We start from the raw sequence: 25,902 nt of genomic DNA on the forward strand, positions 1-25,902 counted from the left end.
TATATAAATTAGGAACAAAAAATTAGGAGGAACATTTTTAGATGTCAATCGAAGTAGGAGCTAAGTTACAAGGAAAAGTGTCAGGTATTACCAATTTTGGTGCTTTTATTGATTTAGGAGGCGGCAAAACTGGTCTGGTTCATATCAGTGAAGTTTCTAACGGGTATGTGAAAGATATTCATGATGTATTAACAGTTGGTGATGAAGTAACGGTTAAAGTTACCTCAGTTGGAAATGATGGGAAGATTGGTCTTTCAATTCGTCAAACACAGGAACAACCGGCCGATGCCAAACCCGAGGTGAAAAAAGAATTTCGTCCTCGTCCTCCGCAAAAGAAAAACTTCAGTAAACCTGCCGGCAACAGCGGCGGTAAAGATGATTTTGACACTTTGATGAGCTCTTTTCTTAAAGACAGTGATGATCGCCTTTCCTCTTTAAGAAGAAATACCGAAGGCAAACGTGGTGGCCGTGGTGGCCGTCGTAATTAATTAAATGTAAAAACGAGGCTGTGACATTAGGTGTAACAGAGTAGAAATTTCCGAAGACTAGTTGGCTGATGCCAATTAAATAGTATGAATTTGGGCAAAGTCCGCCGAGGGTGATGCGCACGTTCATGCTACTGCGGGATTTCAACTGTTGACAAGACTAATGCCACAGCCTCTTTTCTTGGTTTTAGCAAAGGAGGTCCGCAAAATGGCGGCAGTAAATCTATTTGCCGAATTTCAAAAGCAATATCAAAGGTCTTGGCAGCAGGAAAAAATTTTAGTAGCTGTTTCCGGCGGAGTCGATTCAATTGTTCTATTGAATCTGCTGCAAAGGCTAGCACCAGCTGGAAATTTTAAGCTAGCCGTCGCTCATGTCAATCATAATTTGCGGGCAGAATCCGTGATGGAAGCGGATTATTTACGAAAATTCTGTCAGCAAGCAGGGCTAGCCTTTTACGAAACCAGCTGGGAAGAAGTTCCTACAAGCGGTGTTGAAGTGGCTGCCCGGGAATTTCGTTATCAATTTTTTGCCGAAACAATGCTGCAAAATGATTTTTCGCTGTTGATGACGGCCCATCACGGAGATGACCTAGCAGAAACAATTTTAATGAAGCTAATTCGTGGCGGTCATCTGGAAAATTTTGTGGGCATTTCTCCAAGGCAGCCCTTTGCAAACGGGCAACTAGTTCGGCCGCTCTTGCCTTTTACAAAAGCAGAGCTGAGAGCCTATGCCGCTGAGCAGCAGCTGGACTATTTTGAAGATGCCAGCAATCAAAGTGTACTCTATCAACGCAATCGGCTGCGGCAACAGGTCTTGCCGTTATTAATTGAAGAAAATCCCCGCATGGTTGCTCACTTGGCGGAATTTTCAACTAAACTGGCAGCCGCTAATCAACTGGTGGCAGAGGAGATGACCCAGCTCTATCAAACGCTGGTCCAAAAGCAGACAAGTCCTGTCAGTTATCAGCTGAACTTATCGAATTTTTTGGCTTATTCACAGCCGCGTCAAGAACTTTTTTGGGATTACTTTTTTGAACGAGTCCGCAGTGAAACTGGGATGGTCGGGAAAAACAGCCAACTCAATCAAGTGAAGGAGCTGCTGGAAAATTCTCAGGCTCCGCAATGGCAGGTTGACTTTGCTGACGGTTGGCAGCTGCGGCGGCGCTATCAACGACTAATTTTTGAAAAGTCCGTTGTGGCCGAAACAATTGAAAAAAATGAAATTGTCAAAGCTTTGCCGCTTCCAGAAGAAGGTATTTTTATTAATGAAACAAGCTGGTTGGCGATTTTTCCAACGGATCAGCCAATTCCAATCCCGAAAAAGGCTCAAGAATGGTCAGCTTGGCAACAGGAATTTCGTTATCCAAAAAACAGCAGATTTTTTTATCGCTCCCGTCAGGCGGGAGATTTCATCCAGTTATCGTCAGAAATGCGCAAAAAAATTCGCCGCTATTTTATCGATGAAAAAATCCCGACTGAAAAGAGGGCGGAAGCGTTAGTCATTTTATCTGATGAGGGGCAGATTTTGGTGCTTGTTCCCCATCTGCTTTCCTATTTGAGTATTGCTCCAGAAACTGATACAATACACTACACATTGCTTTATCGAGCAAAAAATTTATGATGTTTACCTGCTGAAAAAAATAGTTCGTTTTTTAAATCAATGAGGAGGATTTACTAGAGAATGTTAGAAAAAGACATTGAAAAAGTTTTGATTACTAGAGAGGAGATTCAAGCCCGCTGCGCTGAGCTGGGGCAAGTTTTGACAGCGGAATATGCTGATAAAAGTCCTTTAATCGTCGGCGTTTTGAAGGGCGCTGTGCCTTTTATGGCGGATATTATTCGTGAGATTGACGGTCACTTGGAAATTGATTTCATGGATGTTTCCAGCTACGGAGCTGCCACGGTTTCTTCTGGTGAAGTCAAAATTGTTAAAGACTTGGACACTAATGTAGAAGGCCGGGACCTGTTAATTGTCGAAGATATTATCGACAGCGGGCGGACGTTGGCGTATCTGGTGGATTTATTTAAATACCGCAAAGCCAACTCTGTGAAAATTGTGACATTGTTGGATAAACCAGAGGGTCGCGTGGTGGATATTCAAGCTGATTATGTCGGCTTTGACGTGCCAAATGAATTTGTTGTGGGCTACGGCTTAGACTACGCAGAAAATTATCGCAACCTGCCTTATGTCGGTGTATTAAAACCTGAAGTTTATCAAACAAATTAGTGCCTTTTTCCCTGTGAGTTATGTTACAATTGAATGGTCAGAATTGATTAAAAAAATTAAAGTAAAATTCTTATAGTCATGGGAGGGCGAATATGAACAAAAAAGGTAATGGTATGATGAAAAATACCTTATATTATGTCCTCGTAATCTTAGCGATGGTGATGGTTGTCTATTTTATTTTCGGCAACAATTCTTCCCAATCAACAGATATCGAGTACTCAACATTTAAGCAACAACTTGAAGATGGAGAAATTGAATCCTTCTCAATCCAACCGGCTAACGGTGTGTATCGCATTACTGGTGAATACACTAGTTCGCAAACGGTTGACAATTCTGGTGGCTTAGCAATTTTAGGCTCCACCAGCAGTTCTACTACAAGCTTTACCACGATTGTACTGCCAAATGATTCGACTTTAAATGAAGTCTTAAATCTGGCGACAGACAATGATGTCGACACAACGGTTCGGGAAGAATCCTCCAGCGGTGTCTGGGTGTCTCTATTAATCAGCTTCCTGCCAATTGTGTTCTTATTGTTCATCTTCTATATGATGATGAGTCAACAAGGCGGCGGCTCTGGTGGCGGTGGCGGCCGAGTGATGAGCTTTGGTAAATCAAAAGCCAAAGAGGCCGACAAAAAAGCCAATCGGGTGCGTTTCTCTGACGTAGCTGGTGCCGAAGAAGAAAAACAAGAACTAGTTGAAGTTGTGGAATTTCTAAAAGATCCCCGTCGCTTCGTTGAACTAGGTGCCAGAATTCCAGCTGGGGTACTATTAGAGGGCCCTCCAGGAACTGGTAAAACTTTACTTGCTAAAGCCGTTGCTGGTGAAGCCGGCGTACCATTTTACTCGATTTCTGGTTCAGACTTCGTGGAAATGTTCGTTGGGGTCGGTGCTAGCCGAGTGCGGGATTTATTTGAAACAGCTAAGAAAAATGCACCAGCGATTATCTTTATCGATGAAATCGATGCTGTTGGTCGTCAACGGGGCGCTGGTATGGGGGGCGGACACGATGAACGTGAACAAACCTTGAACCAATTGCTGGTTGAAATGGATGGTTTTGATGGTAACGAAGGTGTTATCGTGATTGCCGCAACCAACCGTTCTGATGTCTTAGACCCTGCGTTATTACGTCCAGGTCGTTTTGACCGCCAAATTTTAGTTGGCCGTCCTGACGTCAAAGGCCGTGAAGCGATTCTAAAAGTTCACGCTAGAAACAAACCTTTAGCTGATGATGTTGATTTGAAGGTCGTGGCCCAACAAACACCAGGTTTTGCCGGTGCTGATTTGGAAAACGTCTTGAATGAAGCAGCTTTAGTAGCGGCTCGCCGCAACAAGAAGAAAATTGATGCCTCTGATATCGATGAAGCAGAAGACCGGGTAATCGCCGGACCTGCTAAAAAAGATCGGGTTATCAACAAAAAAGAACGGGAAATGGTGGCCTACCACGAAGCTGGTCATACGATTGTCGGTTTAGTCTTAAGCCGGGCCCGGGTTGTCCATAAAGTAACGATTATTCCTCGTGGCCGCGCTGGCGGTTACATGATTGCTTTACCAAAAGAAGACCAATTCTTAATGACCAAAGAAGATATGTTTGAACAAATCGTTGGTTTACTCGGTGGTCGGACGGCAGAAGAAATCGTCTTCGGCGTTCAATCAACTGGTGCCTCTAATGACTTTGAACAAGCTACTTCATTGGCCCGCAGCATGGTAACTGAATACGGCATGAGCGATCGCTTAGGACCAGTTCAGTATGAAGGCAATCACCAAGTCTTCGTCGGCCGTGATTATGGTCAAACTAAGGCTTACTCTGAACAAGTTGCCTTTGAAATCGACCAAGAAGTCCGCAAGATTTTAGTGGAAGCCCATGATAAAGCTCGGGAAATCATTGAAACAAACCGGGATAAACACAAACTGATTGCCCAAAAACTATTAGAATTTGAAACCCTTGATGCTAAGGCAATCAAATCATTATACGAAGAAGGCAAGATGCCGGATGATGCTGCTAGCAGCGAATTCCCAAGCGAAAAAGCGCAAACCTTTGAAGAAGCGAAACGTGCTTTAGAAGAAAAGGATGCGCAAAAACAAGCCGAAGAAAAACGTGACTTTGAAGCTGCCAAACAAGAGCTTCACGAGGAAACGGAGGAAGTTAAATTAGAGGCTGACCAAGAAAGTCATAAAGTCTCTGAAGAAATTTCCGAAGAAAAAACGGACAAAAAAGATGACGACGATCATGATGATTCAGATTATGACCGCAACAACTTTGAAGACCGCTACAAATAAGCACAAATTGAAAACCACCTGCAAAATAATGATTTTGCGGGTGGTTTTTTGTATGGGATTGTTACTTAATTATGTTCCAATTCCATTCCACGAATATACTCGACATACTTAGAAAAGAGGATTTCTACAGCTAAATACATGGACTGCATGGTATCGAAGAAAAAGTTATCGACAAGGGCATGGCGTTCAATTGAAACAAAAATATTTTGTGTACTGAGCTGAGCGACAGTATTATTACTGGAACGTGTGAGGGAAATAATCGGGACATCCTTCATCTGTAACTCTTGGAGCATTTCTTTCAAAAAGGCTCCTTCGCCATCTTTTGAGATAGCAAAAATCACATCTTGGTCACCGATGATTCGATTTGTTTGGCGAAATTCTCCTTCGCCAGAGATTACATCTACAACGATTCCTAAGTAAAGAAAAAGACGTTTAAATTCAGCAGCGACACTCCTCTGCACTTGTCCAGTACCATAAACGAAGATTCGATTAGCCTGAAATAAGAGTTCGCAGACTGCTGTCATATCAGTATTCTGAAAGTGTTTTATGACGCTCATCTCGTTTTTGCAAATCAGCTCGACGAAATTCCCGGGATAATTGGGAATGGTTTGTAAATTCATTTTTATCAAGAGTTTTAGCTCAGCAAAACCTTTTAAGCCGAGCTTTTGCGAAAAGCGCATAACTGTACTTCTAGAAACTAAACAGGTGGCTGCTAAACTGTCAATTGACATTTGGGAGACAGTTTTTTTGTTATTTAAAATATATTTTGCGATATCCACATCACTGTTGCTGAAGCTGTCATAGTATTTAGAAATTAACTCATCGATTGTCATAGTTATCATTCATCCTTCCAATAGTTGCAACCTGTTCACATGATTTGCTACATTGTACCATAATGTGAATACCGCTACCAAAAGCCTTTGAAAGGGTTGTCATTCGTTGCTGGAAAATTTATGATAAGTACAACAAAAAGTCGTTGGCCACGAATTTTTAAAAATTTGTTGGAGGATATCACACATGAAAAAATTTGCAATAACGATTGCCGGTGGTGGAAGTACCTTTACCCCAGGTATTGTTTCGATGCTTTTGGACTACTATGAGGAATTTCCCATTTCTGTTATAAAACTCTACGATAATTTTCAAGAGCGACAAGACCCAATTGGAGAAGCGTGTAAAATCATGCTACAAGAACGCCATCCAGAAGTAACTTTCTCGTATACCACGGATCCCAAAGAGGCGTTCTCTAATATTGATTTTGTGATGGCTCATATCCGGGTTGGCTTGTATGCCATGCGAGAGCAGGATGAGAAAATTCCTTTGAAATATGGAGTGGTGGGTCAGGAAACCTGTGGCCCTGGCGGAATGGCCTATGGCATGCGCTCCATCGGCGGTGTATTGGAAATTTTAGACTACATGGAAAAATACTCACCTGATGCTTGGATGCTGAACTACTCAAACCCAGCTGCGATTGTCGCAGAAGCAACTCGTCGCTTAAGACCAAATTCGAAAATTATCAATATCTGTGATATGCCAGTTTCAATTGAAAATACTTTTGCCGGAATTTTAGGCTTAGAATCTCGTAAAGAATTAATCGTCAGATATTTCGGTTTAAATCATTTTGGTTGGTGGACTAGTATTACTGACAAGGCTGGAAATGATTTGATGCCACAATTAAAAGAGTGGGTTGCTGAGCACGGTTACGAATCTAGTACGGAAGACTTTCAGCACCGAGCACCGAGCTGGAAAGAAACTTTCCGCAAGGTTAAAGATGTGTATGCCGTAGTTCCGGATATGCTGCCAAATACTTATCTCAAATATTACTTATACCCTGATTATGTTGTGGAACACTCTAACAAAGAATACACCAGAGCAAATGAAGTCATGGATAGCCGGGAAAAAGAAGTCTTTGAAACAGCGGCTGAAATTATTAAAAATGGCACAGCAGAAGGCTATGAATTTCATGCTGGTGCCCATGCCTCCTTCATTGTAGATTTAGCTCGGGCGATTGCCTATAACACGCAAGAAAGAATGCTATTGATTGTACCAAATAATGGTGCCTTAGTGAATTTCCCGGCTGACGCAATGGTTGAAGTACCTTGTTTAGTTGGTAGCAACGGACCAGAGCCATTAGTCATGGGAGAAATTCCAACTTTCCAAAAAGGGATGATGGAACAACAGGTTGCAGCAGAAAAATTAGTTGTCGATGCTTGGGAAGAAAAATCTTATCAGAAATTATGGCAGGCATTAACCTTATCAGCAACTGTTCCTAGTGCGGGTATTGCCAAAGAAATCCTCGATGATTTAATAGAAGCGAACAAAGAATACTGGCCAGAATTAAGTTAAGTCTGGATAGAATACTCTAAAATGAAGTCAGCTGATGGTTGACTTCATTTTAGAATTTAACTGTAACCGATTACAAAGAAGAAGGAAGGTTTTTGTTAATGATGCAAAGAATCCAAAAATTTGGCGGAGCCATGTTTACTCCGGTATTATTATTTGCTTTTTCAGGGATTGTTGTAGGAATTTGTACGGTAGCACAACAGGAGATGATTTGGGGCAGCTTAGCAGCACCCGATACGATGTGGTATCAAGTTTGGAATGTTATCCGAGAAGGAGCTTGGACATTATTTCGCCAAGTGCCATTGCTCTTTGTTATCAGTTTACCCATTGGACTAGCGAAGAAGCAAAGCGCCAGGGCCTGTATGGAAGCTTTCGTTTTATATATGACCTTTAATTATATGCTAGCAGAGCTACTAAAAAATTGGGGACTGAATTTTGGTGTGGATTTTGCTCAAGAAGCAGTGAGCGGAAGTGGGTTAACCATCATTGGGAGTGTTAAAACCCTAGATACTGGAATGGTCGGCGCTTTGATTGTCTCCGGTTTAGTTGTCTTTTTACACAATAAATACTTTGATACAAAATTACCAGAATGGTTGGGTGTTTTTAGAGGATCGAGTTTTATCTGTTTGATTGGTTTCTTTGCAATGATTCCAGTAGCACTTATTTTTATGATTGTTTGGCCACAGGTTCAGCATCTGATTGGGAATATGCAAAGCTTCTTTATTAGTTCGGGATTAGTTGGGATTTGGGTCTATACATTTTTAGAAAGAATCCTAATCCCAACAGGACTGCATCATTTTATCTATATGCCAATGGCCTATGAATCTGTTGTAGTTGACGGCGGTTTTAAAACAGCATGGGTAAATGCTTTGCCAACAATTGCTGCGTCTAAAGAGTCTTTGGCTACCTTGTTTCCTGCAGGTGGTTTTGCTTTATACGGTTTATCCAAAGTATTTTCACCCATCGGGATTTCAGCTGCTTTTTACGCAACTGCTAAAAAGGAAAAGAAAAAGGTTGTTTTAGGGCTGATGATCCCTGTGGCTTTAACGGCTATCATGGCAGGGATAACAGAGCCGATTGAATTTACTTTCCTATTTATTGCACCAGTTTTATTTGCGGTACATGCTCTATTGGCAGCAACATTGGCAACAGTCAGCTTCGCATTTGGACTCTCGGGAGAATTTTCTAGCGGTCTGATTAACTGGATTGCTTTGAACTGGTTGCCTTTGGGGGCCAATCACTGGCAAACCTATGTCTTGCAAGTAGTCATTGGTTTAGCATTTTCAGCTATTTGGTTTGTTGTCTTCCGGGCGTTAATTCTGAAAATGAATCTCAAGACGCCTGGCCGAGAGGACGCTAATGAAGAAGTTAAACTAGTTAGTAAAGCTGAATACAAAGCATCGAAAAGTAAAGGGAGTGCCGGTGATGTTGCAGCACCGCAGATGAGTGAAGAAACGATGAAAGCACAAGCCTTTCTAGAGGGGCTTGGCGGAAAAGAAAACATTCAGGATGTCACAAATTGTGCCACTCGCCTACGAGTAACGGTTAGAGATGAGACGCTAGTCAAAAAAGCGGATGATTTTAAAAAATTCGGAGCCCATGGCCTAGTTGCCCACGGGAAAAATTATCAAGTAATTGTTGGTCTCAGCGTGCCAACTGTTCGTGAAGAATTTGAAGGATTGCTAGATTAGGAGGAGTAGGAATGGAAGCCAGACAAGTTAAAGATAATGGGTTAAGCAAGATCATGACAACCACGATAGTCGTTTATATTGCCTTACCAGTGCTATATTATATCTATCTATCGTTTCATTCAGCAAACCTAGGTGTTGAGATGATGGATTTAGTTAATCTTGAGCCAATCTTAGGTGTTCAATTGATTAGCTTTTGTGCCTTACCCTACTGCGCATATTTGATTTTTCTGATGAAAAAATCTGTCAATGAAGAAGGCTCTGCAAATAAAGCCTACCTTAATCTGGCGCTTCTATTTGTAGTCTTAATGTTGATGGGACAGTATCTATATAGTGGGTTACTCGTTTGGCTGCTATTCAAAAGCCATCAATATTACCAGTTAAGTTTGGCAGGCTTCAAAGCTAACTTTTCACGGAAATTATTGTTTCAAGAGTTTGGTGGAGCCATTTTGCTACTATTTTTAGCAATCTTTATTCGCTTTGCGCTATTTAAACTGCAACAAGGCTAGTCTGATAATTCAGTAGTTACCTTGAAAATAAAGTTTGGTAAAAAAAATTCGTTAAATTTTTTCTTTTCTAGTAGTTTGTTTTACACATTTACAGGACAGCAGAATTAAAGAAAAATCGTCCTTAAGGATTGTTGCACAGGCAATCTTTAAGGGCTTTTTTTGCAATAAATTCCATTATTTAAGATAGTGCGAACTAATCTTTTCTAGCTGTGAGAACTAACTTTTTTCTATAGAGAAACCTTTTTTTTAATCTATGGTAACCTTAAGTAAGTCATTAAAGGAGGCCACACATGTTCACCTATCAAAAATTTACTAACCAAGCACCTGCCTACCAACAGGCCTTGGCACTAAGAGACAAACTTCTGCGTCAGCCGCTGGGAAAGTCAATTTATGACGAGGACCTACTGATTGAAGCAGATAATGATTTTTACGGAGTTTTTATTGAGGAGCAGCTGATTGGCACAGTCAGCTGGTTTAAAGCGGCGGAGCAAACTGCGCATTTGACGGCATTTGCGGTGGCAGAAGCTTATCAGCAGCGGGGCTTAGGTAGCCACCTATTAGATTTTTTAGTTGGTGATATACAGATGCAAGGTTTTCAGTTGATTGAAGTGGATGCTCGCCAGACAGCACTAGAATTTTATCAGAAAAATGGTTTCCAAATAATTAGCGGGCCAGTGGGGAATGCCACCGGAGCCATCGACTTTAAAATGGTACGCAGATTAGCTTAAAAGGTGCAGGCTGCGGGGACAAATTGAGTGAAGTTGTTTTCTCATTTGCAAGAAATTGTTATACTATTTAAAAGAGGTGAAGCTCATGGCGACGCTTTCAGATGTTGCAAAGAAAGCTAATGTATCGAAGATGACCGTTTCCCGGGTAATTAATCACCCGGATCAAGTGACGGATGAGTTAAAAGAACTTGTTTTTCAAGCGATGAAGGAGCTGGATTATCAGCCGAATATTGCGGCAAAGGCGCTGGTCTCCAAGCGTTCGCAGATTATTAAGCTGCTGATTTTAGAAGAAATTGACACGACAGAGCCTTATTATATGAATTTATTGATGGGGATTGCCGAAGCAGTCGGCAAGGCCCATTACTCCCTGCAATTGGTGACAGAATCTGGTTTTGATATCGGAGCTAGTGATGGCTATATTATTACTGGTTTTCGGGATACGGATTTCCAGTGGATGAGTCAATTGGACAAACCGGTGGTGCTTTTCGGTGAAAATCATTACGGCTATGATTTTGTCGACAGCGACAATCGCTATGGCACTAATTTGACGACCCATCATGCTTTAGAAGTCGGTTATCAAAATATTATTTACATCGGCATTGATATTGACGAGTCCTTTGAGCATTCTCGAGAGGCTGGCTACCTCAATGCCATGAAAAAACATCAGCTACCAACGGAAATCCAACGCTTTAAAAATCGTTCGACAATGTCGCAAAATTATATTGAGGACAATTGGCCTTTTCCGAAAAATACTTGTTTTGTCTGCAGTTCCGACCGTTTGGCGTTAGGGATTGAGCGGGGAATTTTAAATTGCGGCGGCGATGTGCCAGAGGATTACGGGATTATCGGCTTTGACGGCGTCTTTTTAGATCAGGTCAGTTCGCCGAAACTGACCACTGCTAAACAGGCCATCATCAAAATGGGCGAGGTCTGCGGGGAACTATTGCTGAAAAAAATTGACGAAGACGGAGCCAATCAAGGCAGCCGAATTTTCCTGCCGGAATTGATTGTTAGGGAATCGACTCGGCAAGTGAAAAAACTAACCACATAGAAACAAAATTAAAAATTGAGAGAATCAACGAATTTTTTCTGACAGTTAGCTGTTTCAAGGGTATGTACAGCCTGCAAGTTTTAAGCAGACCAAGCAGTGCTTTAAACCCAGTAGCCAGCTAAAATTAAGTTCGTTGATTTTTTTGTGGATTTTTATCAGCTTTTTTTGTTACCGGTAACAAAAAGGAATTGATTGAGCTGGCGGGCAAGATTCGCTATCATGAAAGTGCATTCTAAACTTGACTTGGAGGAAACGTTTTATGAATACAGCAGCTTTATATCATCGCCCTGAAAGTGAATTTGCTTATCTCTATACACCAGACAAAATGCGGATTCGTCTGCGGACAGGAAGACAAGATGCCCGCAAAGTCGCCTTAATCAAAGGTGACCCTTATCAAATTGACAGCGACCGCTGGTATTTGGATAAAACACCAATGGCTAAGCTTCTCAGCACTGACCTGCACGATTATTGGGAAATTGAAGTCGGCGCTGAATTTCGCCGGTTGCAATATGGCTTTTATGTGGAGGGCTACGACGGGTTAGAACTTTTATACTGTGACCAAGGAGTTTACCCTTATACGGAAGAAAATTTAGCCAATGCTAATTTTTATTTTCGAATGCCTTATTTCCAAGAGATTGACCGCTTTAAAGCGCCAGCCTGGGTCAAGGATACGGTGTGGTATCAAATTTTTCCAGAGCGTTTTGCGAACGGCAATCCTAAAAATGACCCAGAAGGCACGTTGCCTTGGGGTAGCAAGTTACCGGATCGTGAGGACTTTTTCGGTGGCGATTTGCAAGGGGTGTTAGACCACTTGGATTATCTGAGTGATTTGGGGATTACCGGCATATATTTCTGTCCAATTTTTAGAGCGACTTCCAATCATAAATACGATACGATTGATTATTTTGAAATTGATCCAGATTTTGGCGACAAAAAATTGTTTAAGAAATTAGTTGATGAGGCCCATAAACGAGGCATGAGGATTATGCTGGATGCCGTTTTCAATCACATGGGGGATTTTTCACCCCAATGGCAGGATGTCATAAAAAATGGGGCGAAGTCTAAATACAAAGACTGGTTCCACATTCATAATTTCCCAGTGGACGATTATCAGATGACGGACTTGCCGGAAACGGCGGCCAATTTGAATTACGACACCTTTGCCTTTACGCCGCACATGCCAAAGCTGAACACTGCCAATAAAGAAGTTCAGAAATATTTGCTGGACATTGCCGGCTATTGGATTCGCGAGTTTGATATTGACGGCTGGCGCTTAGATGTTGCCAATGAAGTGGACCATCATTTTTGGAAATTATTCCACACTGAAGTGACCGGTTTGAAAAAGGACTTCTATATTTTAGGTGAAATTTGGCACTCTTCTCAAAGCTGGTTGCAGGGAGATGAATTTCATGCCGTGATGAATTACGCCTTTACCGACAATATCAAAGATTTCTTTTTTGAAAAGAAATTCTCGGCGGCTAAAATGGTCAGCGGGTTGAATCAGCAGCAGCTTTTGTATCGGGATCAAGCCAATGAAGTTACGTTTAACCTCTTGGATTCCCACGATACAGCCCGAGTTTTAACTTTGAGTCAAGGCAATAAGGAACTGACGAAGGCGGCTTTGGCCTTTATGTTTTTACAAAAAGGCTCGCCCTGTATTTATTACGGAACGGAGATTGGGATGGAGGGAGCCGATGATCCCGATTGCCGCCGCTGTATGATTTGGGAACCGGAAAATCAAGATTTAGACATGTTGGCCTTTACGAAAAAATTGATTGCCCTCAGAAAAGAATACAGCGATTTAATAACTTATGGTCAACTTGATTGGCTGCAGGCTGATGAAGATAGCGACAGTGTTATCTTCCGCAAACGTTATGGTAATCAAGAGTTGGTCGCCTCCTTTAACGAGAGTGAAGAAACCTTGCCGCTCTTTGATTCAGAGCAGGTCTTGTTGGATCAAGGCTTATACACCGCAGAACATGGCGAGCAATTTTTAAAACAGCATGGCTTTAGCATTAGTCTGAAGACAATTGAAGCGTAACAAAATCCTGTTACCGGTAACAGAGAGAAAACGGTTGCAAAAGTTATTTTTCCTCAGCATAATAAACGTGTAAACAAAACACATTTAGGGGGAAACAAAACATGAAGAGTTATAAAAAATTTGGTCTTGGGTTAGTAGCTGCCAGTGCGGCGTTAACATTAGCAGCGTGTGGCGGTGGCTCTGATAGTTCAACGGCTGATAGCGGCAGCAGTGCCAGCGGCGGATCAGATGACAATACATTAACTGTCTCTGTTGACAAAGGCTACGTGGATTATATCAATGAAATCAAAGGTGCCTTTGAAGATGAAAATGGGGTAACAATTGAAGTCATCGAAAAAGACATGTTTGATCAACTAGATGCCTTGGCATTAGATGGACCTGCCGGCAAAGCGCCAGACGTGATGATGTCTGCTTACGACCGTATCGGCGGCTTAGCTCAACAAGGCCATTTGGCGGAAGTGACTTTAGGCAATGCCGATGATTACGATGAAACTGACCAAGCACAAGTGACGGTGGACGATAAAGTTTATGGGGCGCCAGCCATCATTGAAACATTAGTTCTTTATTACAATAAAGATTTGGTTGATGCAGCACCAACTAGCTTTACTGAATTAGAAGCTTTAGCAGAAGATTCTCGTTTTGATTTTGCTTCTGAATCAGGCAAAAATACTGGTTTCTTAGCAAAATGGACTGACTTCTACTATTCATATGGTTTAATGGCCGGCTACGGTGGATACATCTTCGGTGAAGACGGCACAGACACAAGCGATATTGGCTTGAATAACAGTGGAGCAGTTGAAGGTATCACGTATGCAACTGACTGGTTCCAAAATGTATGGCCACAAGGGATGCAAGATATCACAAGTGCCGGCGACTTTGTTACCAACCAATTTACTTCTGGTGCCGCAGCAGCGATTATTGATGGCCCTTGGCAAGCTGCCACTTATACCGATGCTGGCGTTAACTTTGGGATTGCAAAGATTCCGACATTAGCTAACGGTGAAGATTATCAAGCCTTTGGTGGTGGTAAAGGCTGGGTTGTCAGCAACTACTCTACTCATAAAGACACAGCACAAGAATTCTTAGACTATTTAACAAATCAAGAAAATCAAGAAAAATTATACGAAGATACCCAAGAAATTCCAGCGAACCAAGCAGCTCGGGAAACAGCTAGTGCTGCCGGCAATGAATTGACAACTGCCGTAATTGAACAATATGCAAGTGCGCAACCAATGCCAAATATTCCTGAAATGGCTGAAGTTTGGACGGGTGAAGAAAACATGATGTTTGAAGCGGCTTCCGGCACAAAAACACCTCAAGAAGCTGCTGACGATGCAGTTCAAACCATTAAAGATGCGATTGAACAAAAATATTAAGCCGCTTAACGGATAATTTTTAAAGCAGACAGCTAAACAATGCAAGATAAGGGGCTGTGACCTAAACAATCGCCAATCAAAAATAGCCGAACTATATTTGATGAACGCTCCGCATTGTCACTGGGAAGTGACAGGACGACTTCTCGATAGTTCGGTTATTTTATTGTTAAAAGGCAGGTCGCAGCACTTATTTTTTAGAAAAGAGGGATGGTTCTGTGGAAACAACACATAGTGTCAATAAAGCAACCCTGTTATCACTGATTCCAGGTTTAGGGCAGTTTTACAACAAGCAAAAAAGTAAGGCGCTGATCTTTTTCGCAATTTTTGTCGCCTTTGCTGCAGAAATGGTTTTAGTCGGCTTCCAGACCTTTGCCAATCTGATTTCACTGGGAAGCACGCCGATGGTCGATCATTCGCTATTCTTGATGATTCGTGGCGTCTTACAATTAATCATCACTGCAATCTTTTTATTCTTCTATTTTATTAATATCTACGATGCCCGCAAAGTCGCAAAATTATGGCAGAGCGGTCACAAGGTCAATACGACGTTTAAAGAAATTTTCTTAAATGTTACGGATAAAGGCTTTCCTTATCTTTTAACCTTACCGGCCTATGCCTTAATGACGTTTACGATTATTTTTCCAGTGCTGGTTACCTTATTTATGGCCTTTACCAACTATGATTTCCGCCATATTCCACCGGCTAATTTAATCGACTGGGTCGGCATCAAAAACTTTGTCGATATTTTCTTCTTAAGTACGTATCGCAAACCCTTCGTGGCGGTCTTTACCTGGACGATTATCTGGACCGTTTGTGCCACCACCCTGCAAATTGCTTTGGGAATTTTGACAGCTGTAGTAGCCAATCAAAAATTCATCAAATTCAAACGGGTTTTCGGAGTAATCTTCTTGCTACCGTGGGCGGTTCCGGCCTTTATCACGATTATGAGTTTCTCTAATATTTTTAACGATAGTATCGGGGCGATTAACACCCAAGTTATTCCCTTTTTAAATAATCTGCCTTTTGTCGATATCGGAGCGATTTCTTGGAAAACCGATCCCAATTGGACCAAGGTTGCGATTATTATGATTCAAGGTTGGCTGGGCTTCCCGTATATTTATGTGATGGTCACCGGGATTTTGCAGTCGATTTCAGAAGACTTGTATGAAGCAGCTAGAATTGACGGGGCGAATGCTTGGCAACGCTTCAGCAATATTACCTTACCGGCAATTTTCTTAGTGGCAGCCCCAACCTTTGTCACCCAATATACCGGTAACTTTAATAATTTCTCAATGATTTACCTCTTTAATAATGGTGGCCCCGGCAGTGTCGGCGGCGGTGCCGGTTCGACGGATATCCTGATATCCTGGATATACAAACTGACCACCGGACAATCACCGCAATACTCATTGGCGTCGGCCATCACCTTGATTATTTCGGCCATCGTTATCACAGTGTCGTTAATTGTCTTTAAACGAACGAACGCCTTTAATATGGAAGGGGAGTAGACCATGAATAAATACAAATTCAAAAAGATGCTGCCGAAAATTTTTACCTATCTCTTTCTGATTTTGTTGTCGGTGATAATTATCTATCCGCTTTTGATTACGGCTAGTACCGCTTTTAAATCAGGAAACATTGCCTCCTTCTCGTTAGATTTCAATTCCGAGTGGACACTGACCAATTTTGAGCGGCTCTTTACCGAAACCCTTTATGGCACTTGGTATAAAAATACTTTGATTATTGCTATATCTGCCATGATTGTTCAGGTAGCGATTGTTACGCTGGCGGGGTATACTTATAGTCGTTACCGCTTTGCCGGTAAGAAATTCAGTCTGATTTTATTTTTAGTCATTCAAATGGTGCCGACGATGGCAGCGTTGACGGCCTTTTATGTAATGGCCTTCTTATTGGATGCTTTAGACCGCTATTGGTTCTTGACGATGATTTACATCGGCGGCGGGATTCCGATGAATACTTGGCTGATGAAGGGGTATTTTGATACCGTACCGATTGACTTGGATGAGTCGGCGGAATTAGACGGCGCCGGACATATCCGAATATTTGCCCAAATCGTGTTACCATTAGTACGGCCGATGATTGCCGTACAAGCGTTGTGGGCCTTTATGGGACCATTTGGCGAATTTATGTTGGCCCGCTTCTTATTGCGGACTCCGGAAAATCAAACGGTTGCCGTAGGACTGCAAACCTTTATCAGCGATGTCACCAATCAAAGAGTGTCGCTATTTGCGGCGGGAGCCATTTTAATTGCCCTGCCGATTTCAATCCTTTTCTTCTTCCTACAAAAACATTTTGTCACCGGCTTAACTTCTGGAGGAACCAAAGGCTAATTATTTTTTGAAAGGATGTTGAAACTTGAAAGCTGAACAGTTTCCGATTAATTATTTTAGCGGTATCGCTTCACCAAGAAAAATCTTTTTAGGCAGGAAAAATTTCAGTTGGTTTCAACTGATTTTCATCTATATTTTTTTAAATGCTTTATTATTGATTCCGGTCACTTTAAATTTGGCTACCAGCTATCAGTTTTCTTTAGCAGATTCACTGCCGGAGGTCGCAGCCCTCTTAGATGACCAGACCGCAGCCGCCTTTTCCGAGTTGCCAATTGAAAACGGCGAATTAGAGAGCAGTGAGTCAACTATTTTAAATCAAAGCGCAGACGGAATTGTCGGTGTTAATTTAACTGAGGCTGAGCTGGCGGGGCAAACAACAGTTGTTAATTTTACCCCGACCACTTGGCAGATTACGGGTTTACAGGGGGAACGGGAATACAGCTTTGAGCTGTATTACACCGACAGTTTAAATCCTAGTCAAGCTACTAGCGGAGCAGCCTTGCAAAAGCTGCTTGGCCAGCAATTTTTTGCCAATCAGCGGCTGCCGATTATTATCAGCGCTCTATTGGCCACCGGCTTTCTGCTGTTTGTGATGAATTTGTTCTTAGTTTTGGGGAGCGCCTTTTTCCTTTGGCTGACCAAAAAGAGCAGCTTTTCCTCCATCGGCTCCTTTAAAGAAAGCCTGAGCATCATCATTCAATGTCTGGGCTTAGGCACGATTTTAGCCTTTGTTTTTGGGCTGATTTACTATGACGTGACCATGATGATTGCTGTTCAAATGTTGACGATGATTATTTTGCTTTTTGCAATTTACATCCGCACCAAATTTAAAGACCAGAAAGTGAGTGGAGAAAATGTATAAAAGGTTGTTTGAAATTGATCCTTGGAAAATAGCGACCCATCAATTAGATGTGGAAAATAAACGTTTAATGGAAAGTTTAACCTCCATCGGCAATGGCTATATGGGGATGCGTGGCATGTTTGAAGAAACCTATTCCGGGGAAACTCATCCCGGCACGTATTTAGCTGGCGTCTGGTTTCCAGATAAAACCCGGGTCGGCTGGTGGAAAAACGGCTATCCCGATTATTTCGGCAAGGTAATCAATGCCGCTAATTTTATCGGCATGGAAATCGTTATCGACGGCACCGAGGTTGATTTAGCGAAGGGGACTTATGACGATTTTTACACTGAGTTGGATATGCGCAACGGGGTCTTAAAACGCAGCTATCTCTATCAGCAGGGGGATGCCAAAGTTAAATTCACCTTTGAACGCTTTGTCAGCATTGTCACCAAGGAGCTGGCCTTTGTCAGAGTCTCGGTTGAGATTTTAGCTGGTGAGCCGCTGATTGAAATTCTGTCAAAAATTGACGGCAATGTCCGCAATGAAGACAGCAATTATGAAGAAACTTTCTGGCTAGAAAAAAATCGTGGCAGTCAACCGGAATTGGCCTTTTTAACAACCGAAACGATTCCCAATAATTTTGGCACCCCACGTTTTTCGGTAACGACTGCTATGAAAAATCAAATTTATCGGGAAAGTCTGCGGGAATTACGCAGCAGTCCACTGCAAGTCGGCGAGTGCTTCTCTGTTAACGGACAAACTGGCGACCAATTCGCCGTTGAAAAAATGGTGGCGGTCATCACCAGCCGTGACGTCGAAGAAGCCGAGCAGGTCAAAGTAGTTCGAAAACTAATTGATCAAAATAGCAGCAAAGATTTTACAGAACATTTAGCTGAGCAGACTGCTGCTTGGGGAGCCCGCTGGCAACAGGCGGATGTCAAAATTGATGGCGACCCGGAAGCGCAACAGGGTATTCGCTTCAACCTCTTCCAGCTGTTTTCAACTTATTATGGAGAAGATGCCCGCTTAAATGTTGGACCAAAAGGCTTCACCGGCGAAAAATACGGCGGGGCAACCTATTGGGACACAGAAGCCTATATCGTACCGATGTATCTGTCTGTGGCGGAACCGGAAGTCAGTCGCAAATTATTGGAATATCGCTACAATCAATTGCCGGGGGCCTTCATCAATGCCCGCCGACAAGGCTTAAAGGGTGCGCTTTATCCAATGGTGACCTTCACGGGAGTCGAGTGCCACAACGAATGGGAAATCACCTTTGAAGAAATTCACCGCAATGGTGCAGTGGCCCATGCCATTTATAATTACACCAATTACACCGGCGACACCAGCTATCTTTATAGTGATGGCATCAAAGTTTTGGTCTCGATTGCCCGCTTCTGGGCGGATCGGGTACATTATTCTAAACGCCAGCAAAAATATATGATTCACGGCGTCACCGGGCCAAATGAATATGAAAATAATGTCAATAACAACTGGTACACCAACTATATTGCCGCTTGGGTCTTAAAATATGCAGCGGAAAACTATCCCAAATCTTTAGCGGCTTCGCAAAAGGAATTGGATGTTAGCCCAGAAGAGCTGACCCACTGGCAGGATATTATTGACAATATGTACTTCCCTTACAATGAAGAACTTGATGTTTATGTCCAACATGACACCTTCTTGGATAAGGATTTAATGCCTACTAGTAAACTGGCACCAGAAGACCGTCCATTAAATCAGCACTGGTCTTGGGATAAAATTTTACGCAGCTGCTTTATCAAGCAGGCGGACGTTTTACAGGGCATGTATTTCTTCGGTAATCGGTTTACTAGAGAAGAAAAAATGCGCAACTTTGATTTTTACGAGCCGATGACGGTCCACGAATCTTCCTTGTCACCATGTGTGCACTCGATTTTAGCGGCAGAATTAGGCAAAGAGGAAAAAGCGATTGAGCTATACAAGAGGACTGCCCGTTTAGATTTGGATAATTATAACAACGATACCGATGACGGCCTCCACATTACTTCAATGAGCGGCAGTTGGCTGGCGATTGTCCAAGGCTTCGCCGGCATGCGGACCTTTGACGAAGTGCTAAGCTTTAAGCCTTTCTGTCCAGCCGATTGGCAAGGCTATTCCTTTGTGATTAAATATCGGGAACGGCAAATCGAAGTGACTGTTGATCAAAGTCAAGTTACTTTGAAATTAAAAGCTGGAGCAGTGTTAGACTTGAAACTTTATGACCAAGCGCTGACCTTAGAAGCAGCGCAGCCAATTGTGACTTCAATTCAAAAAAGCGAATAAGTTTTATGTTTAGCATTAGAAAAAAACGGAGCTTCTCCCAAACCAGCTTGCTGGTGGGGAAGCTCCGTTTTTTACGCAACAGAATTACGGAGTTGTTTTGACAATTTCTTTTGAATCAGAAATAGCAGAAGACCAATCGCAAGTAGCCCGATAAGTGTGCAGGCCAGACCACCTTCTAGCCCAAAACTGCCACCGTTTAACCAAGCGGTCTTATCCGCCAAAGTTGTCGTGAAAATCGCCGAGTTACCGTCAAGATTTTGCCCGCTGACGTTAATACCAAAAACGGGTCCCAGCATAAAATTCCAGATAGTATGGGCCGCCCCAACCACCCACAAATTCTCAGTGAGATAAAATAATAGTGAAAAGACAAAGCCAAACAGTATCAGATTAATCAGCGAGGTCAAAGATATGTTTGGATTTGCTCCATGGAACAACCCAAACAAAATCGAATTTCCGACAATTGCAATAGTTGCATTTTTCCGGTGGCCGACTAGGTTCATCAGATAGCCTCTAAAAAAGACTTCCTCTGTCATCCCTTGTACCATAAAACCTAAGAATAAAAGCACAATCATCAGCCAATTGGTGGACTGACTTAGGCTAACTGATGCGCTGTTGAATAAAAGACACAAGCCTAGGACCAGCAAAAGACCAATAGCACCTAGCGCTAACCCAACTAAATAGTTTACAACCAGTTTAGTTTTTACAAAACCTAAGGCTGCTAAAGGTTGTTTGTTAAAAAATTTGAAGATAACTAATAGAACAATTAAAGGAATAGCAAAGGTAAATAAGTTCAACAATGTCGCTTGAGTGAGCTCCGTTAAGTTATCTAAAGTGTTAGGCTGTTGGCTGAGGGCGATATAAATGACTAGTATTATGGCTAAGATAATAGCCACCGCCATCTGGGCCGCCATAAAAATTACGATGGTAGTGAAAAATGGCAGCCACCATTTTCGCTCGGCTGGTTCATCAATCAAATTCATACTGGGAATTTTCGGTAATCTAGAAAACATAAGTCACGTCCTTTTCAATTTTCTTGGTAAATCAAACTAGTGCTAAGCAAAACAAAAAATAAATTGAAAGATTTCTGAATAATTTATCAAGCTAACTAGTATTGTACCTTTTGGATAAAAATTTAGGTACTAACAAGTTTGTTAGGGCTTGTACTTAAACGTCAGCGCAAAATCAAAAAAATTATGAGTTTAACTACTTTTAGGAGGTTCGCTAACGCCGAATGAGTAGCCCCACCGCTCCACCCGCAATCAAGAAAAGTTGAAATATTTTCTGAAGGCTAGTATTATGCAAGAATGAATGCAACTCAAGAGGAGAAAAAGCGATGACAGAAGATTATTTAGTAAAAGCCTTATGCTACGACGGTTTTGTGCGGGCCTACGCAGTGAAGGCGACAGAGGCAGTGGCAGAAGCCCAGCGTCGCCATGATACTTGGCATACCGCCTCGGCAGCTTTAGGCCGCACGATGGTCGGCGCCCTTTTATTAGGCGCGACTCTCAAGGGCGACGATAAATTAACCGTAAAAATTCAAGGAGATGGACCGGCTGGTGCGATAGTTGTTGACAGCAATGGCCACGGCGATGTCAAAGGCTATATTAAAAATCCCCACATCAGTCTGCCAGCTAATCCTCAAGGGAAATTGGATGTTAAAGGGGCTGTCGGAACAGAGGGTATGTTCGTGGTGATTAAAAATTTAGGGTTGAAGGAACCTTTTTCTGGTCAAACACCGATTGTCTCCGGTGAAATTGGCGAAGATTTCACCTATTACCTAGCAGTTTCTGAACAAATCCCCTCAGCGGTGGGCCTAAGCGTTTTGGTGGACACTGATGACAGCATTAAGACAGCTGGCGGCTTTTTGATTCAAATCATGCCAGGAGCCGACGAAGCCATCATTGATAAAATTGAACAGCAATTACAGGGAACTCCTTTAATCTCAAAATTATTAGATGAAGGTCAAACGCCGGAGGAAATTTTACAAGGGCTAGTTGGAACCGAACAATTAGAAATTTTAGAAAAAATGCCAGTTCAGTTTAAATGCGACTGCTCTAAGGAAAAATTTGCTTCAGCAATTATCGCCTTAGGACCAGACGAAATTCAGCAGATGATTGATGAAGATCACGGTGCTGAAGCCGTCTGCGCATTTTGCAATAACAAATACTACTACGATGAAGCCGACCTTCAAGCCTTGAAGGCCGAAGCGCTAGGAGAATAATATGTCTGCATTAAATCAAAGCTGGAAAATCGGCGATGTTGAAATTCCCAATCGAGTCGTCGTGGCTCCGATGGCGGGCATCACCAACGCCGCCTTTCGGGTCACCGTCAAAGAGTTCGGTGCTGGCCTTGTGGTGATGGAAATGATTAGCGATCAAGGGATTCATTTCCGCAACAAAAAAACCTTGGAAATGCTCTACATTGATGAAACGGAACATCCTTTAAGTGTGCAGATTTTTGGCGGCTCTAAGGAGAGCCTGGTGGAGGCGGCAACCTTTGTCCAAGAAAATACCACCGCAGATATCATTGACATCAACATGGGCTGTCCCGTCAACAAAGTGATTAAAGCCGAAGCCGGTGCCAAATGGCTGCTGGATCCCAACAAGGTTTATGAAATGGTCGAGGCGGTTTCAGCCGCCGTCGATATTCCCGTGACGGTCAAGATGCGTACCGGTTGGGATGAAGACCACGTCTTTGCGGTGGAAAATGCTCTGGCTGCCCAATCAGCAGGAGCGGCGGCGATTGCGATGCACGGACGCACACGAGTTCAAATGTACGAAGGCCATGCCAATTGGGAAATTTTAAAAGAAGTCAAAGAGCATTTGACGATACCCTTCATGGGTAATGGGGATGTCCGCACCCCAGAAGACGCCAAGAGCATGTTAGAAGAAGTCGGCGTAGATGGCGTGATGATTGGCCGAGCTGCACTAGGCAATCCTTGGATGATTCACCGCACCCAGCAGTATCTGGAAACTGGTGTGCTGATGCCCGAACCTAGCCCGCGGGAAAAAATTGCCACGGCGAAATTGCACTTGAGCCGTTTAGTCACTTTAAAAGGCGAAAAGGTTGCCTGTCGAGAGTTCCGGCAGCACGCAGCCTACTATCTAAAAGGTGTTTCCCGGGCTGCTAAAGTCAAGGCGGCGATTAATCAGACAGAAAATGAAGCGACAATTGCAGGTTTGCTGGATGATTTAGTGGATAAATTGGAGAGCAAAGAAAAAATGACTAGCATCTAACTTGTAGCAAATTTTTTTGTAATTGATGCATTATTGCATTTTAAAACTAAAACTATTTATAGATAAGCCTACTGGTCGGTTTAGCCAAATACAAAATTCTCAAAGATTTTTATTATAGAAGAAAAACGCAACAGCTTAGATTCTTTCTTCTATATAAAGATAGCTACTGAAAAATATTTAACTGCGACTTCTACAAAAGAGGTCGCAGTTTTTTATTTTTTAAGGAAAAGAATTTCAACTTGCATTTTCCGGTCTTCATTGGCATTATAGGGAAGAGACATCAAGAACGGAGGAAACAGAGTGACAGAGGAACAACAAAACAGTCAACAAGAACTAAATGATCAAATGCTGGTCAGACGTCAAAAGATGGAAGAACTACAAGCAGAAGGCATTGATCCCTTCGGCAAGCGTTTTGACCGTACCCATAATTCCCAAGAACTACATGAATTATTTGACCAACGCACCAAAGAAGAACTCGCTGAAATGAATTTATCCAGCAGCGTTGCTGGTCGGATGATGACTAAACGAGGCAAAGGTAAGGTCGGCTTTGCGCATTTGCAAGACCGGGAAGGCCAAATCCAAATCTATGTCCGCAAAGATGAAGTCGGCGATGAAGCCTATGAAATTTTTAAACACAGTGACTTAGGGGATTTCTTCGGCGTTACCGGACAAATTATGAAAACTGACATGGGGGAAGTTTCGATTAAAGCTAGAGAAATTACTCTACTTTCTAAAGCCTTGCGCCCATTGCCAGATAAATACCACGGCTTAACGAATATTGAACAGCGCTATCGTCAACGCTATTTAGATTTAATCAGCAATCGTGACAGCTTTGACCGCTTTATGAAACGCAGCCAAATTATCAGCGAAATTCGCCGTTATTTGGACGGCCAAGGTTATATTGAAGTTGAAACGCCAACGCTGCATAATGAAGCCGGTGGTGCTGCAGCGCGACCATTTATCACTCACCATAATGCACTAGATATTGATTTGTATCTGCGTATCGCCCTTGAGTTGCATTTAAAACGATTAATCGTCGGTGGCATGGAAAAAGTCTACGAAATCGGCCGCGTTTTCCGCAATGAAGGCATTGATACGACCCATAATCCGGAATTCACAATGCTAGAAGCTTATACAGCTTATTTTGATTTCCAAGATGTGATGAACTTGACAGAAGGTATTATTCGTAATGCTGCTGAAAAAGTTCTCGGCAACACAAACATTACTTACAATGAAGAAGCGGTTGATTTGGGAGCGCCTTTCAAACGTATTCACATGGTCGATGCCATTAAAGAGCAAACTGGCGTTGATTTCTGGAAGGAAATGACAGTGGCAGAAGCACGGGCTTTAGCGAAGGAACACAACGTGGCAATCACCGATGCTATGGAAGTCGGCCATATTCTCAATGAATTTTTTGAAACCTTTGTTGAAGATACTCTGCGTCAACCAACTTTTGTTTACGGACATCCAGTCGAAGTTTCCCCTTTGGCTAAAAAGAACCCCGAAGATCCTCGTTTCACGGATCGCTTTGAATTATTTATTGTCGGCAAAGAGTTTGCCAATGCCTTTACCGAATTAAATGACCCAATCGATCAAAGAGGTCGTTTTGAAGAGCAGGAAAAAGAACGGGAGCAAGGAAATGATGAAGCCCATGGAGTGGATGAAGATTTCCTAGAAGCATTGGAATACGGTATGCCGCCAACCGGTGGACTAGGTATCGGAATAGATCGTCTAGTGATGTTGTTAACCGATGCTCAATCCATCCGCGACGTCTTATTATTCCCAACGATGAGATAAATTAGAACACAGAGTATACCTGCTGATAAATTTGATTATCAGCAGGTATTATTTTGTAGAAGGTCATTTTATATGTCAATTGCAAAAGAAAAATGAAGATATTTAACAACTTTGATTTTTTTGAGATTTTTTAAACTTTTTTCACTTTTTTTGTTGACGAAGAATGCTTTACATGATAAACTAACGAAGTTGCTTGAGACGACGGTCAAACATTAGTCATACCAATGCTTACCGGATTTTCAAGAAATGTTTTCAGTCCTCTATATTGAACGACAAATTTCAAATTATTGAAAAATAAATTAGAGAAAGTTGTTGACAATCAGCTACAAAGCTGATAAGATATAAAAGTTGCTGAAACAACAGATTCACTTCTTTTTAAGAAGCTGAATTGCAACATGTAGACCTTTGAAAACTGAACAAAGCAAACGAACCAATGTGTAGGGCGTCCTTGATAGTCAAGGACAAAATAAACATTGCAAGCAAAAGCTAGCAAACAATTAATGAGCTAACAGTCGCAAGACTGTGCAAACACTTTTATTATGAGAGTTTGATCCTGGCTCAGGACGAACGCTGGCGGCGTGCCTAATACATGCAAGTCGAACGCTTTTTCTTTCACCGGAGCTTGCTCCACCGAAAGAAAAGGAGTGG

20 protein-coding genes and 1 rRNA gene are annotated in these 25,902 nt (G+C 42.3%); 19 read left to right on the plus strand and 2 right to left on the minus strand.

All coding sequences use genetic code 11. The features are described from left to right. Window positions 1-41 precede the first annotated feature (41 nt). The 4 genes from ORH16_RS15835 (at window position 42) to ftsH (ending at window position 4,991) form a co-directional block, all read left to right on the plus strand. The gene (locus ORH16_RS15835) at window positions 42-488 is read left to right on the plus strand and encodes a S1 domain-containing RNA-binding protein (RefSeq protein WP_265459833.1); all 447 of its coding nucleotides are present in this window, start codon (window positions 42-44) and stop codon (window positions 486-488) included. A gap of 205 nt (window positions 489-693) precedes the next feature. Further along, window positions 694-2,106, plus strand: a complete 1,413-nt coding sequence (tilS, locus tag ORH16_RS15840; RefSeq protein WP_265459834.1) for a tRNA lysidine(34) synthetase TilS — start codon at window positions 694-696, stop codon at window positions 2,104-2,106. Window positions 2,107-2,166: 60 nt separating this feature from the next. Then, window positions 2,167-2,712 carry a hypoxanthine phosphoribosyltransferase gene (gene hpt / locus ORH16_RS15845; RefSeq protein WP_265459835.1) on the plus strand — a complete coding sequence of 182 codons (546 nt, stop codon included), beginning with the start codon at window positions 2,167-2,169 and terminating at the stop codon, window positions 2,710-2,712. Window positions 2,713-2,804: 92 nt separating this feature from the next. Next, window positions 2,805-4,991 carry an ATP-dependent zinc metalloprotease FtsH gene (ftsH, locus tag ORH16_RS15850; RefSeq protein ID WP_265459836.1) on the plus strand — a complete coding sequence of 729 codons (2,187 nt, stop codon included), beginning with the start codon at window positions 2,805-2,807 and terminating at the stop codon, window positions 4,989-4,991. 65 nt (window positions 4,992-5,056) lie between these two features. Here ftsH and ORH16_RS15855 read toward each other — a convergent pair whose 3' ends face one another. Next, a complete protein-coding gene (locus ORH16_RS15855) occupies window positions 5,057-5,833 on the minus strand; it encodes a MurR/RpiR family transcriptional regulator (RefSeq protein WP_265459837.1) in 777 nt (258 codons plus the stop codon). Window positions 5,834-6,008: 175 nt separating this feature from the next. Between ORH16_RS15855 and ORH16_RS15860 the strand changes: the two genes are divergently transcribed. The 11 genes from ORH16_RS15860 to ORH16_RS15910 all read left to right on the plus strand — a co-directional run bounded on the left by ORH16_RS15860 (window position 6,009) and on the right by ORH16_RS15910 (window position 20,221). Continuing rightward, window positions 6,009-7,334, plus strand: a complete 1,326-nt coding sequence (locus tag ORH16_RS15860) for a 6-phospho-alpha-glucosidase (RefSeq protein ID WP_265459838.1) — start codon at window positions 6,009-6,011, stop codon at window positions 7,332-7,334. Between the two features lie 98 nt (window positions 7,335-7,432). Further along, a complete protein-coding gene (locus tag ORH16_RS15865; protein WP_265459839.1) occupies window positions 7,433-9,022 on the plus strand; it encodes an alpha-glucoside-specific PTS transporter subunit IIBC in 1,590 nt (529 codons plus the stop codon). Window positions 9,023-9,033: 11 nt separating this feature from the next. After that, window positions 9,034-9,528 (plus strand): hypothetical protein, encoded by a 495-nt coding sequence (locus ORH16_RS15870; RefSeq protein WP_265459840.1) that lies wholly within the window; start codon window positions 9,034-9,036, stop codon window positions 9,526-9,528. 290 nt (window positions 9,529-9,818) lie between these two features. Next, window positions 9,819-10,256 (plus strand): GNAT family N-acetyltransferase, encoded by a 438-nt coding sequence (locus ORH16_RS15875; RefSeq protein ID WP_265459841.1) that lies wholly within the window; start codon window positions 9,819-9,821, stop codon window positions 10,254-10,256. An 85-nt stretch (window positions 10,257-10,341) separates the two neighbouring features. After that, entirely contained in the window at window positions 10,342-11,307 is a 966-nt protein-coding gene (locus tag ORH16_RS15880) for a LacI family DNA-binding transcriptional regulator (protein WP_265459842.1), read from the plus strand. Window positions 11,308-11,566: 259 nt separating this feature from the next. After that, entirely contained in the window at window positions 11,567-13,348 is a 1,782-nt protein-coding gene (locus ORH16_RS15885) for a glycoside hydrolase family 13 protein (RefSeq protein WP_265459843.1), read from the plus strand. A 101-nt stretch (window positions 13,349-13,449) separates the two neighbouring features. Continuing rightward, a complete protein-coding gene (locus ORH16_RS15890; protein WP_265459844.1) occupies window positions 13,450-14,724 on the plus strand; it encodes an extracellular solute-binding protein in 1,275 nt (424 codons plus the stop codon). Window positions 14,725-14,939: 215 nt separating this feature from the next. Next, window positions 14,940-16,232 (plus strand): carbohydrate ABC transporter permease, encoded by a 1,293-nt coding sequence (locus tag ORH16_RS15895; protein ID WP_265459845.1) that lies wholly within the window; start codon window positions 14,940-14,942, stop codon window positions 16,230-16,232. 3 nt (window positions 16,233-16,235) lie between these two features. After that, window positions 16,236-17,075, plus strand: coding sequence for a sugar ABC transporter permease (locus tag ORH16_RS15900; protein ID WP_265459846.1), 840 nt, complete (start codon window positions 16,236-16,238; stop codon window positions 17,073-17,075). 25 nt (window positions 17,076-17,100) lie between these two features. Then, on the plus strand, window positions 17,101-17,937 hold the full coding sequence (locus ORH16_RS15905) for a DUF1189 family protein (RefSeq protein WP_265459847.1): 837 nt from the start codon (window positions 17,101-17,103) through the stop codon (window positions 17,935-17,937). Beyond that, entirely contained in the window at window positions 17,930-20,221 is a 2,292-nt protein-coding gene (locus ORH16_RS15910) for a glycoside hydrolase family 65 protein (RefSeq protein ID WP_265459848.1), read from the plus strand. The genes ORH16_RS15905 and ORH16_RS15910 overlap by 8 nt, the downstream gene beginning before the upstream one ends. A 71-nt stretch (window positions 20,222-20,292) precedes the next feature. On the opposite strand, the gene ORH16_RS15915 is transcribed toward ORH16_RS15910, so the two are convergent. Further along, on the minus strand, window positions 20,293-21,231 hold the full coding sequence (locus ORH16_RS15915) for a CPBP family intramembrane glutamic endopeptidase (protein WP_265459849.1): 939 nt from the start codon (window positions 21,229-21,231) through the stop codon (window positions 20,293-20,295). Between the two features lie 323 nt (window positions 21,232-21,554). On the opposite strand from ORH16_RS15915, the gene hslO reads away from it, so the two are divergent. The 4 genes from hslO to ORH16_RS15935 form a co-directional block, all read left to right on the plus strand. Beyond that, the gene (gene hslO / locus ORH16_RS15920) at window positions 21,555-22,442 is read left to right on the plus strand and encodes an Hsp33 family molecular chaperone HslO (RefSeq protein WP_265459850.1); all 888 of its coding nucleotides are present in this window, start codon (window positions 21,555-21,557) and stop codon (window positions 22,440-22,442) included. A gap of 1 nt (window position 22,443) precedes the next feature. Then, on the plus strand, window positions 22,444-23,457 hold the full coding sequence (gene dusB / locus ORH16_RS15925) for a tRNA dihydrouridine synthase DusB (RefSeq protein WP_265459851.1): 1,014 nt from the start codon (window positions 22,444-22,446) through the stop codon (window positions 23,455-23,457). A gap of 300 nt (window positions 23,458-23,757) precedes the next feature. After that, window positions 23,758-25,254 carry a lysine--tRNA ligase gene (gene lysS / locus ORH16_RS15930; protein WP_265459852.1) on the plus strand — a complete coding sequence of 499 codons (1,497 nt, stop codon included), beginning with the start codon at window positions 23,758-23,760 and terminating at the stop codon, window positions 25,252-25,254. Window positions 25,255-25,789: 535 nt separating this feature from the next. Beyond that, a 16S ribosomal RNA gene (locus ORH16_RS15935) occupies window positions 25,790-25,902 on the plus strand; the annotation flags it as partial.

The organism is Enterococcus sp. HY326, from assembly GCF_026157065.1.
Classification (GTDB): domain Bacteria; phylum Bacillota; class Bacilli; order Lactobacillales; family Enterococcaceae; genus HY326.